Raw genomic sequence first — 13,058 nt, 5'->3', positions numbered from 1 at the left:
AAGCCTATCGAATCAATAAAACCCTTAAATAAGCACAACTGTTAAATAAAACTTCATTACATTAACAACGCCCCAACCTAAGAAAGCTTTAAATATTCTTCATGATTAACAGCAAACTTTTCGAGCAATAAAAAACTTAATTTCGCCCTCTCGGCAAGACTGTCTATTAAAATAAATTCTTGATCTGTGTGTATATTGCCGCCGCGTATGCCAAGTGTGTCGATATTCGCCAGTCCAGCTGCATTTAAGTTATTACCGTCGCAACAACCGCCGGTTGGTTTGAAATGCACTGGAATATCCAACTCACTGCCAATCTCAGATAACCATTGACGAAGCTTTAACGTTTTAGTGTTCGCGACCTTAGGTTCACGATTAAAGCCACCGAACAGTTGAACATCAAAACCTTGTCGAGAATTAATATCGTCAATAATTTTGTTTATTTGCGACTGAATAAAACCTTGCTGATCTATATTTTCGCAACGCACATTAAAATGACCAACCGCTGTATCCGGCACAATATTAACTGCACCACCACCACTAACACGCCCCAAATTTAAAGTAATGCCAGAATTTTCTTCAGAATTTAACTGCTGTAGACGATAAAAAATCTCGCATAGAGCTGCTATAGCATTTTTGCCAAGGTGAAATTCACGGCCTGCGTGAGCAGATTTACCGCGCACTCGCAAACTAAAATTACCGCTGCCTTTTCGATCGCCAGCCAGAGTGCCATCGGCCAAAGCTGGTTCGTACACCAATCCTAAATGCGCTTTTTGAGCGAATTCCGCAATGAGAAATCTTGATGCTAAAGAGCCGGTTTCTTCATCGGGATTTATAGCAACATGCCAACCTAACTTTGGCGATAACGGATGCAGTTCAAATGCTTTTAACGCTAAATAAATAACCAATAAACCGCCTTTCATATCGGCGACACCCGGCCCATTAAGCGTATTGTTGTCTAACCAAACGGGTTGCTGAAATGCGTGTGTTTGTTCAAAGACCGTGTCCATGTGGCCGAGTAATAACACCTGTAAAGGAGCATCAGCCCTCTTTTTGAACGACAGCATTTTGCCGTGGCGATTTTGTATTACCTCGCCGCCATCAGTAAGCGCTTCAACATCGGGTAACGGTAAGGCATTAAATTGATCAGATATCGGCGTAAATTGCTGCTCCAACTCTCTCGCCATAGCGTTAAGGCCATCAAGATTACGAGTACCCGAATTAATGCTCGACCAGCGCAACAAGGTTTTTACGGTTGTATCTACGAGTTCATCAATGCAGGTAAACGCTTGCCTTCTCGCCGCTAAATACTCGGCATTTAAAGCTGAATTAAGATTCGGTTCCGATAACAAATCGGTCATTTTGAACTCTCGCTAACGGAATTCACCACTGCAACACGCTTGTGTTCATCGTCGGATAATTTTTGAAAACATTCTTCCATAATCGCAACCGCCTTTTCGATGTGTTTATCGGTAACGATTAAGGCAGGTAATAACCGAATCATATTTTTTCCAGCTTTACCGACCAACAAACGATGCTCACGCAATAAGCTCAAAATCTCGGTATTAGGAACGACGCACTCCACGCCTAACATAAGTCCGCGGCCATCAACTCTGCTTACAACATTGGGATAACGCTGGCACAAACTTTCTAATAAACAGGTTAACTTCTCGCCTTTGCGCGTAACTTCAGCCAGAAACTCTGGCGTTGTGGTCAGTTCTATCACCTTACTGGCAACGGCCATGGCTAAGGGATTACCACCGTAGGTCGTACCGTGTGTACCAATCGTCATGCATTGTGCGACATGACCTTTTGCCAAACACGCACCGACCGGAAAACCACCACCCAACCCTTTTGCCAATGACATAACATCGGGCGCTATGTCGCTGTGTTGATACGCAAATACTTTGCCGGTGCGAGCAACGCCACACTGAATTTCGTCGTACATTAATAATAGACCTCGCTGGTCACACAGCGCTCTTAGGTCTCGCAAAAACTCTTCGGTTGCCGGGCAAATACCGCCTTCGCCTTGAATAGGTTCTACCAAAATACCAGCGGTATGCTCATTAATTAAGGCATTTACAGAATCGATATCGCCCCATTGAGCGTGGTCGAATCCGTAGTCGAAGGGAATAAAACCGTTACAGTGCGCAGAATTACCAGCGGCAGCCAGTGTTCCTAGGGTTCGACCGTGGAAACTGCCTTCAAAACCAATGATGCGATACTTATGCGGTTGACGATTTTTAGCAAAATAACCACGAATTGCCTTGATACCCGCTTCTACTGATTCTGCACCGGAATTGGTAAAAAATACCGCATCGGCAAAGCTCAATTCGCACAATTTTTTTGCCAAGGTTTCGGCTTTGGGTACGCGAAATAAATTCGACAAATGCCACAGTTTTTCGGCCTGAGTTTTCAAGGTTTCAACCAGTTCGGGATGTGCATGGCCCAAGCTGGTTACGGCAATCCCGGAGATAAAATCTAAATAACGTTCACCCGACTCGGTAACCAATTCACAACCTTCACCATACTCAAAAACAATATCTTTTGGCGGGGAATAGGTTGGCCAAATTGCCTCGCGAGGATCAACCTGGTCGAGGTTAGAAATTTCGTGTCCGTTGACGGTATTGAGAGAGTTCTGATATTCAGACGCTTGTTGATGAGCTTGTGTTATCGCTGAAGAAACCATGGTTGCACCTCGTATGTGTGCGTAAAAATTATCATAAGGTTCGCCGAATTAGCTGTTTATTTTTGGCAAAGAATTGCAGGTTTGAAATTAAAAAACGTGTTAAACAAAAGAATATTTGGAATTGTTTAAGTTTTACTTTTTAAACTCTTTTTAATTGCCAAAATTAGAAACCCAAGGAAATAATAAACCCATTACTTAGATTTTCTTCAAATAATCGTTCTCATATTAACCGAGCGATTATCAGCGCCGGCGTTACGGTTTTTGAGAGACCAAAACATCGAGGACGGTGAACGAAGATAGAGTCAAAATAAACAATAAAACGCGTGAAACTATACAACCGGTGTATAGCTTTTGATCACACCTAGATAACGTTGATTAAATGATGAATGAGTTAATCGTAATTCCTGTTGTATGCTGACCTTTATAGGGACTGCTATGAGTAAAACACACCATGAAGCTTGATCGTATCGATCTGAATATTCTATCCATATTGCAAAAAAATGCTCGAGTCACGAATCAAGAACTCGCCAGTCAGGTCGCACTATCGCCGAGTTCTTGTTTACAACGCGTTAGACGATTAGAAGCCGAAGGTTTAATTTTAGATTATCAAGCCCGACTTAATTTAAATAAATTAGCAAGGCACATTATGTGTATTGCCACTGTCGCCATGAAAAACCATTCCGCCGATGATTTTCGAAATTTTGAGGCTCTCGTGGAATCCATTCCAGAGATTGTTGAATGCTTCACCGTTAGCGGCGCCTTCGATTTTTTTCTGCGCATCGTCTGCCCAGATATGACGCGTTATTTGGAAATCAACGAAAAACTGGTCAGTTCGGTGAATTACTCACTCACCATCAATACTCATGTGGTTATGAACGAAAATAAACCCTTCTCAGGTGTGGATATTTTAGGATTGCAAATCGACGACAAATAACCAATACAAATTCGGCCATAAAATGACAGCAGCCCGTAATCGATCTGACTGAGTGTGTCTGACTGTCGCCCCATTCAAATCGACAGGAAACTTTATTATTAACCTGTCGTTGGCCATCAAATTTTCATGGGTAAAATCATATCGAGCGAAACTTTCGCCAACTGTTTACAACACTTAACACACAATAAATGGCGGAGATAACACGCAAATGCTTTTTTACGGCTTTTACATAGAAAACTCTGATTAACCTAGAGTTTGCCGCGACACATGAGTGTCTCGTCAACTTCAAGAACAGTAAGTGATTGAAATCGTGAAGAAATTGGAAATAACCTTGTCAATTTCTGCCCTCTGATTCAATCACGGATGAGTTAATCAGAGATTCCTATAGATTAAATGCGTGAGAATCCTTGGTTGACCTAGATTCACGTTAACTCCAATCAACACGGGTTATGGTTATTCCAGTCTGTTTATTATTAAACATTCCACTGAACTGCATAAACACTGTTGTGGAATTTGTCTCCATAACCGTTTCTGAACCAACCCCGTAACATCGAACCGACCAGAGAGCAGACATATGCGACTGTCTTATTTTCTTTCAGGGCTTGGCTTATGTGTCGCCCTAGCCGGATGCGGCAGCGAAAGCAGCCATCCAAGTAAAATCAGTGTTAATAAAAACCCCTTCCCCAGCACCTACCAACATCTTCCCAGAAGCAGCAGTTTATTGATTCAAAATGCCACAGTATTAACCGGTACGGGTGAGCGTTTAGAAGAATCCGACGTATTAATTGTTGACGGAAAAATTTCGCAAGTTGGAAAAGATCTTCCAACAGACGGCGCAACTATCATCGACGCAAAAGGTAAGTGGGTTACGCCAGGGATTATTGATGTGCACTCACATCTTGGCGCCTATCCAACTCCGGCGGTTGAATCTCATCAAGACGGTAATGAAATTACCAGTCCTAATACCGCCGAAGTTTGGGTAGAACACTCCGTGTGGCCGCAAGATCCCGGATTCAACACCGCTCGCGCCGGTGGCATCACCTCTCTACAAATTCTTCCCGGATCAGCAAACCTCTTTGGTGGGCGCGGTGTGGTTCTTAAAAACGTTCCTGCATTTACTGTTCAGCAAATGAAATTCCCCGAGGCACCTTACAGTTTAAAAATGGCCTGCGGTGAAAACCCCAAACGTGTGTACGGCAGTCGTCAACAAGCACCGGGCTCAAGAATGGGCAACATGGCAGGATTTCGAGCGGCTTGGGCAAAAGCAGTTGAGTACAAAGCCAATTGGGAAGATTTTGAAAACGGCCTAATCTCCGAACGCCCCGAACGCGATCTAGAGCTAGACACCTTGGTTGGCGTATTAAACGGTGAGATCCGAATTCATAACCACTGCTATAAAGCCGAAGAAATGGCCATGATGATCGACATGGCAAAAGAATTTGGTTACGACGCAGGCACCTTCCACCACGCCGTTGAAGCCTACAAAATCGCCGACCTTTTAGCAGAAAACGGTAATTGTGCTGCCATGTGGCCAGATTGGTGGGGCTTCAAAATGGAAGCGTACGACATGATTTTAGAAAATATCGCCGTAGTTGATGCGCCGAAGAACTCATGTTCTATCGTTCATTCTGACTCAGAAAACACCATTCAGCGCTTGAACCAAGAAGCCGCCAAAGTTATGTATCGCGCTAACGAAAATAGCTTTGACATTAAAGACGAAGACGCCATTCGCTGGATTACCTACAACGCCGCTAAAGCATTAGGTTTAGAGAACAAAACCGGTTCGCTAAAAACGGGATTAAATGCCGACGTAGTTATTTGGAATCACAGCCCATTTAGCGTTTACGCACTTGCCGAGCAAGTATTTATCGATGGCGCCAAGGTTTACGACCGAGCAGATTCAACCTATCAAGCCGTTAGCGATTTCAAACTTGGCCAAGCGACAATCACAACTTCAGAAAAAGGCGGGGAGTAATTATATGTTATCTAAGAAAAAACTTGCTGCTGCCTTGTTCATATCAAGCATGAGCGGCCTCACCTTCGCCGAATCCGTCGCCATCACGAATGCAAACTTATACACAGGTGCAACGCCTGCAGTACTCGAAGGCGCAACGATTGTCTTTGAAGACGGTAAGATCAGCGCGATCAATCCCGATACCTTAAATGCCGATACGGTCATTGACGGCACCGGTAAAATTGTCACGCCGGGCCTAATTGGCTCCATCAATGCTTTGGGCTTGGTTGAGGTTGGCGCCGTTGCTGACACACGTGATTCTGGTACCGAAAAAGGCAGCATTACCTTCAATCCTTCGCTGGCATTTAATCCAGAATCCACATTATTACCTTTGGCCAGAAAAGGCGGCGTTACCTCAGACATTATCGTGTCTTCGGCAGAATCTAATGACTTCGCCGGTGCCGCCACTTTGGTCAGCACTTCGTCGTCGCTGGATTTTACCACGACGGAAGTTGCCGTAATTACCTACTTACACGGTGAAGAAAAAGGCTCTCGCGCCTCGAAGATTCAAGAGCTGGACGACGCTTTATCGAAGCAGCAAGAAAAGCTGACTAAAAAAGACGACAAAGAAGGCGATAAAGCCAAATCACCTAGCGAGTCTGAAAAGAAACTTACCGCCATGTTAGAAGGTAAATTACCGCTAATTGTGGCCACCGAAAGACCTGCCGACATTTTGCAAATGCTCGCACTCAAAGCGAAATACAACCTTAAACTCATCATCGCCGGAGCCAGTGGTGCGGTCGCAGTGACCGATAAACTGGTTGAGGCAGATGTACCGGTGATCATCTCTGCGACTCATGATCTTCCAGAGAGCTTTGACGAGCTCTATGCAGCCCTAGACAATGCCTCTGTGCTCGCCAGCAAAGGGGTCAAAATCGCTATAACCGTCGCGGGTGACTCATCGCACAATCTACACCAGCTACGATTTGAAGCCGGTAACGCCGTTGCACACGGCCTAGACTATCAAACTGCAATTCGCGCGATTACCAGTAATTTGGCGGATTTTTTCGCACTCGAAAGCAAAGGCTCTTTGGAAGTTGGGAAGGACGCCGACCTAGTCGTTTGGAGCGGCGATCCGCTAGAGTTTAGCAGTCGAGTCGAATCCATTTGGATTGCTGGAGAACAGCAAAGCACAATTACTCGCCAAGATAAGCTTCGTGATCGTTACTTAAACACTCAGCAAAGTGATTTACCGCCCGGATATCGAAAATAACTTTGTCGTAGAAGTTGTGAGCTCGGACACCGGGCTCACTGCGCCTCACCATCAAGAATTAATCATCATCTTCACCCAGAACACCAAAAATACGCGAACCAAACAAGTACCCTCATCTCTTCCGGCCGCAAAAATCAAAATAATACGAACACATCTGCACATTTTTTAGGACAAAAACCCTGCAAAACACTCGCACCCAGCATTAAATTGCTAAATCAAATCCTGCAAATTGATTCAATTGATGTAGAGGTCGACAAAGGTATATATTACAAAATTATAAAAAAAGATTCTTAGCCGAGAGTAATGATCATTAAGTATTGGGCAATTTCGATTCGACTGTTTAAAATTGCCGTAAAATTCAAATTTATCGAATGGGTTGATGCTAAAATTGCAAGTCGCCAATATGAATGCAGGAGCAAATAGATACTTAAGAATAATATGGCGATATGATCACAGCAGGAAGGTACAGCCGATTGGTTGCGGCCTGAATCAATATAAACGTCAGAGTACCTTTATTGATTTCTGCAAAACCCGATCTACAGCGAACTTGCTGACTGATTGATAGGTAAGCCTGCAAAGGCAGCACTAGAACCAACTGGATAAGACACCTGGGGTAAATTTTAACGTATGGGTCGCGGGTACAGAAAATATAAAGACTTGTCCAGCGAAGAGTTGGTTCACGAGATACGCTCAGGTAATTTGCTTGCAGAACACGAAATGATTACACGTTTTGCAAGAGGATTAAATCTGATGCTGCAGCGCAAATGCGCTCCAGATATTGCGGCCGATGTTAGCCAGGAAACTTGGCGAATCGTTATCGAAAAGGTCCGCAATGGCGAGTTGAGACAACCCGACCGACTGGCTGCATTCATCCACCAAATTGCACGAAACCAAACCGTAATGTATTTCCGAAAACATGGCGACAGCACCGAAGACCCAGAAGAACTCGATCTGGTTGCCCCAAACTCTTCTCCCGAAGAAGCGTTTGAATCGGCTCGGCTTCGACAATATGTGAGAGAGATTATTGGTTCCCTAGAAACCCCACGCGATCGAGAGATCCTCACTCGATATTACGTTGAAGAAGAAGATAAAGAATTGATCTGTCAGGAATTACAGTTGACAAGTCAGCACTTCAACCGTGTTATCTACCGCGCTAAAACACGTATGCGAGCGTACATTGAAAAAGACTTAGAATAATAAAATCACGCATATTTTAAGTGGGACTATGAATGTTCAATCCACACTATTTTAGCGAGAAGCCACTAAAAGGCTAAATACACGGAGAGAATCAGTGACACCAACAAACGGCACTATTGCCGAGTTCGACGAAAGAGTAGACCAATACCTACTTGGCCGCATGAATGAACAGCAGGCACTCGAATTCGAAATAGAATACCTCGACAATCCGCAACTTCTAGCCGAAGTCGAAATGGTCGAGCAACTTATTCACGGCTTAAAACTGAATGCCGGTGAAGCATTTGATACCAATGTATCCTATGCAAACAACGCAAACCTTCAAAAAACCAACATCAAATCTTCTGAATCTTTTATGGATAGAATCAGCAGATTTTTTGGCGGCTTTTCGGTTCCACAGGCAGCCTTCGGTGCTGTGGCAGCTGCGGTACTTATCGTACCTGTGATGCTGTACCAGCAAGGTGAACACGGAGCCAGCCCAATACAAACGACCTCCGTTTATGTATTAGGCCAACAACGCGTACGTTCTGCGGCTGCCGTTCCTGATGCCAACATAGAAACCATAGAACTTGCGTTGGAACAAACCAGTTTTACCCTAGGTATTGCCACATCACCTATTGCTGGTATTCCTGAGCCCTATACCCTCAAGGTCTACAACCAAAACAACAAACTAATTTGGCAACAAGACAGTTTGTATCCAGATTATCAATGGAATGTTTATGTAAACCTAGCAACTAACTTTATTGACGAAGGTGATTATCGATACGAACTTCAATCAGATAATGGCGAAGACAAATCTGGAATGATGCGTATTAAAAAACTGTAATATTATTTTCACCAAGAAAGCGCTTTAACTAAATGCAAGGCCTTAGGGTGTACTCTATAAAACAAAAAATGCCCGAGCATTAAAGAGTACAACGCAATAAAAATTTAAAAAAACTAGTCTCAAAAGACATAAAGCGCTTTTATAGTAACAACCGCTACATCATCTAACGATCTGTAAATCACTCCCCTAGCAAACCTCACCGCATATATCCTCCGATACAGACCAAAAGCACTCAATAAAAATGATTAAATTTCTATCAACAGTGTTGGGAAATAAATTAGTTATTGATAAGATTCGGTAAGACAATCACAAAGAAAATTTCTAGAACGTTATCCAGCACAAAGAACATAGATAGCGAAACTGATACGAACAAATAACGACAGCGCTGCAGTATGAACCAAAGTATTACTAAAAAAATTACCACTATTACAGCATTCTTAATGCTTATGTTTTCCGTGAACACATTCGGACAAATTCAACCGGATGTACCAACAGACGCCCCACCTATATTCGAAAAAACCATCTCCGACGTGGTTAATGGCCCCTATGAAAAAACCATCGAATTTACCCAAAATGAAGACGAATTTACCGTATTCGAAATCGCCGGATATGGAGTGAATACTTATGAGATTTTAAATGGCACTACAAATTTAAAAGAAATGCAGCCTTACCCTATTTATGGGAATTACACTAAAAAAAACTACTTAATAACCAGTAATTTATGTAAAACATGCAAAATCACATTCGGGGGAATCGAGAAAAACACTAGTGAATCATTAATTAAAACATCCTTGAAGGTTTATAACAAAGGCAGCAACCTTGATCGATTCCAAGCCGAACAAATACTACAAAGCGGATCCGAGACAGAAAATATTAATAAAAAACTAGACCTGCTCTCGCAAGAAATACTTTTAAGAAAAAAAATTGGGGAAAATATCCGAGTAATAGGACTAACAAATATACGCACCCACCGTAAGGCAACAGTATACGGCTTTACCAATGAAGATATTGAAATATTAGAGAACAACAGCCTACCTAAAAACCATCCAGACTACCTCTACAATGAATCTTATAAGCTGCTCACAATAGGAAGAATTTTCTTATTAAACAGAAACGTAAATCAAGCAATTTATAATCTGAAAGCAGCAGCAACCATCCTAGAAGAAAAAGGAGAGACCTTAGATGAAAAAATATTATTTAATCATCATCTAGCATATGTTTATACAGTTCTATCGCAGGCTTTGCTTGAAAACAAGAAATATGAGGAAATGCTTCCGATTGTAGAGAAAGCCATTAGGCTTTCAAAAGAAAATAACGATTATGGAAATTTAATTCTTTCATACAATAATTTAGGCGCGTTAGAAAGACAAAAACACAACCTAACGAAAGCTATCAGCTATCACGAAAAAGCAATAGCTGTTATTAATCAACCTGAATTTATAGCCACAAGCTCAAAGAATGCTTCCAGATCTCACCTGATGCGTTCCTATTATTACTTATCAGTAGTAAGTGCAATTAAAGGACGATACTACGACGCAGTAAAATTAATAGAGCACTCAGAAATAATAGCCACTGATCAAAATAATAATGTATGGCTCGCCCATATAAAGGCAGCCAAGGGTAGAATTTTTTTAGAATTACAACAATACGAAAAAAGCATTGCTGAATATGAAACTTCTTGGAGAATATATGAAGAGCAAAATAATCAAGAAGAATTAGGAGTTTTATCAATTAATTTAGGTCGTTTATATTCAGAAATAGGAAACCAAGAATTAGCTTTAGAATATATCAACAAGAGTTATGAAATTTTTTCAGAACCTAAAGACATAGAGTTCAAAATAAAAACAAACTTGGCACTGGCTAATGCCAATTTACTTCACAATGATAACTTAGAAGCAATTGACATTTATAACGAATTATTATCTATCGCCAGTAAATCAAACGACCTATTTCTTGAAGGCAGAACACTGACAAGTAAAGCACAGGCTATGATTAAAATTGGTTCTTTTAAAGAAGCATTAAAAACTTTAAATTTGGCAATACAACTTCAAAAAAAGCACAATGACACTTTATATCATACTAAAAGCAATTACCTATCTGCATTGGCTTATAGTAAAATCGACAAACCTGAAATTAATAAAATAGAATTACATCTAAGCTTAGCAAAAGAAAATATCGAAAAAATAAGAAGCACACTAGATGATGATCGGCTAAGACAACAGTACTTTGCTTTACAAAAGGCTATATACGAACTAGAAATTTCCACGTATATGCGTGATACGTCTTCTAAAGAGAATTTAATACAAGCCATTATAAGTGCGGAAAACTTCAGATCCAGAACCCTATATGAATCAATCACCTCAAAAAATCAAACCGAAACACTCAAATCTGAAAGAGTTGAAAGGCCTGAAAATAAAGAGGCAGTCTCTCTTACAGAATTAGTATTACAACTTAGTCAAGATAAAATAAATAGTGAAGACAACCATAAAAATGAGCGTATAAACATAGATAAAATAGAAAAAAATACGGCTATACTTTATTATTTTTCGGGAAATGAAGAGTCTTATTCATGGCTAATAACCAGCGATGAAATTTATTCCTCCAAACTACCTAATGCATCAGAACTAGCGTTGGCGGTTAACAATTACTCATCCGCCATAAACAGACCTCCTGCCGGAGGACTAAGTAGTAAAGTATGGGAAAAATTATTCTATGTAACAGAAGCAATTAGCGAAATATTAGTTGGCCCTTACACAGAACAGATAAAAGACTATGATTCAATAATAATTTCACCTGATGGTCCATTGCATAGAATACCCTTCTCTGCATTAGATATTAATCTTGAAGATAAAAAGCTAACTTATTTGTCATCAAACCATAATTTGTCTTATACACCGTCTCTACGAACATACGACATATTTAAGAAGAATAATGACAGCCAGATTAATAATAATTCTCTTCTACTTGTCTCAAACCCAACCATAATTCAGCCTGAAAAAGAACATAACTTTGCAATTTTACCATCGACTGTAGAAGAAGCCGAAACTATAACTAATTTATGGAAAAACATTGGCCCAATGAGTCAATTGAGCAACAAGATGGCAACAAAAGAAAACTTATCAAAAATAATAGATAAAGATTTTAAAATAATGCACTTTGCCACCCATGCACTAGCTAGCTGGGATTATCCTGGACAGTCGTCTATTGCTCTATCAAATATCAATCAACCCAATGGTATCAACACCTCACTAACAATTGAAGATATCAAATCTTGGAACCTCTCTAGCGAACTAGTAGTGCTTAGCGCCTGCGATACTGCTGTTGGCAAGCAAATTGAAGGTGAAGGCCCTATAGGTTTATCCAGAGCTTTTATTGAAGCTGGATCAAAACGTGTAATTGCATCATTATGGCCAATCGATGATGCTGCCTCTGCACATTTAATGAAACAATTCTATAAAAATTTAATCACGAATAATTACTCGCCATCTAAGGCTTTATCTCAAGCTCAAACTGCAATGCGGCAAGATAGTAAATGGAGTCATCCTTATTATTGGTCCAGTTTCAATCTTTATGGAGAAGGTAGTTCCTGGAACTGAAAACCAGACACCTAAATTGCAACCTAAATTCAAAAACAAATAGATTAATCGCTAGGAGAAAATTAATGATAAAGACAAAAGAAGATCTAATTAACTTTTTTAACAATATTAAAATTGTTATAAGTAATTCAGAAGTGAAATTAAGAAAACATAACGACAAAGATTCTACTTGGCCTGATAACGGTGATATTCTCACAATTAAATTTGACGATAAAAAGGAGAAATTATTGTCAGTAAATTTAACTCGAAAAATTCGCTCTGAAGAAAACGGGTCTAGAAAACAATTAAAAAATCACTTCAGATTTGATATATCCAACTCTAAATTTTCGGTATCTAAAATCAGTGAACATTTTGTTTTTTTGTGCGTTGAGAACTTAAAAATACCAACTAATACTGAATATAATGAATCAAACCCTTTCAAACTAGAAATTATATCTCAATGTAATTGCGGGCATAATACACGTTCAAAAATGAAGAAAGTTACGTTCTTTCTTCATGAACATAATGCAAACGACACTACTGATCTACATGGCGGCACTGAGGATCCAGTTGGAGGTACGGGCGGCGGCTGGACCAAACAATAAGCCGAGTGCCC

Annotated in this window: 9 protein-coding genes; 7 read left to right on the top strand and 2 right to left on the bottom strand. The window is 40.7% G+C overall.

Translation table 11 applies throughout. The features are described from left to right. Window positions 1-77: 77 nt before the first annotated feature. Both ACYQ2C_RS05025 and ACYQ2C_RS05020 read right to left on the bottom strand, forming a co-directional pair. Window positions 78-1,358, bottom strand: a complete 1,281-nt coding sequence (locus ACYQ2C_RS05025) for a hydrolase (RefSeq protein WP_460100363.1) — start codon at window positions 1,356-1,358, stop codon at window positions 78-80. Next, entirely contained in the window at window positions 1,355-2,686 is a 1,332-nt protein-coding gene (locus tag ACYQ2C_RS05020; RefSeq protein ID WP_460100361.1) for an acetylornithine transaminase, read from the bottom strand. Before ACYQ2C_RS05020 ends, ACYQ2C_RS05025 begins: the two co-directional genes overlap by 4 nt. A gap of 451 nt (window positions 2,687-3,137) precedes the next feature. On the opposite strand from ACYQ2C_RS05020, the gene ACYQ2C_RS05015 reads away from it, so the two are divergent. The 7 genes from ACYQ2C_RS05015 to ACYQ2C_RS04985 all read left to right on the top strand — a co-directional run bounded on the left by ACYQ2C_RS05015 (window position 3,138) and on the right by ACYQ2C_RS04985 (window position 13,047). Continuing rightward, complete coding sequence (locus ACYQ2C_RS05015; protein ID WP_460050388.1) at window positions 3,138-3,620, top strand: Lrp/AsnC family transcriptional regulator; 483 nt, start codon at window positions 3,138-3,140, stop codon at window positions 3,618-3,620. 574 nt (window positions 3,621-4,194) lie between these two features. Then, entirely contained in the window at window positions 4,195-5,595 is a 1,401-nt protein-coding gene (locus tag ACYQ2C_RS05010; RefSeq protein ID WP_460100359.1) for an amidohydrolase, read from the top strand. A 4-nt stretch (window positions 5,596-5,599) separates the two neighbouring features. Then, window positions 5,600-6,847, top strand: a complete 1,248-nt coding sequence (locus tag ACYQ2C_RS05005; protein ID WP_460100356.1) for an amidohydrolase family protein — start codon at window positions 5,600-5,602, stop codon at window positions 6,845-6,847. A gap of 627 nt (window positions 6,848-7,474) precedes the next feature. After that, window positions 7,475-8,044, top strand: a complete 570-nt coding sequence (locus tag ACYQ2C_RS05000) for an RNA polymerase sigma factor (protein ID WP_460100353.1) — start codon at window positions 7,475-7,477, stop codon at window positions 8,042-8,044. Window positions 8,045-8,138: 94 nt separating this feature from the next. After that, window positions 8,139-8,867 carry a hypothetical protein gene (locus ACYQ2C_RS04995; RefSeq protein WP_460100351.1) on the top strand — a complete coding sequence of 243 codons (729 nt, stop codon included), beginning with the start codon at window positions 8,139-8,141 and terminating at the stop codon, window positions 8,865-8,867. Between the two features lie 392 nt (window positions 8,868-9,259). Continuing rightward, window positions 9,260-12,463 carry a CHAT domain-containing protein gene (locus tag ACYQ2C_RS04990; RefSeq protein ID WP_460115642.1) on the top strand — a complete coding sequence of 1,068 codons (3,204 nt, stop codon included), beginning with the start codon at window positions 9,260-9,262 and terminating at the stop codon, window positions 12,461-12,463. A 65-nt stretch (window positions 12,464-12,528) separates the two neighbouring features. Next, window positions 12,529-13,047 (top strand): hypothetical protein, encoded by a 519-nt coding sequence (locus ACYQ2C_RS04985; RefSeq protein ID WP_460050398.1) that lies wholly within the window; start codon window positions 12,529-12,531, stop codon window positions 13,045-13,047. Window positions 13,048-13,058 lie beyond the last annotated feature (11 nt).

The sequence above is a fragment of the Sessilibacter sp. MAH3 genome (genome assembly GCF_054658275.1).
Note: the sequence above shows the minus strand (reverse complement) of the source record. Positions and strands in the feature narration are given on the sequence as shown.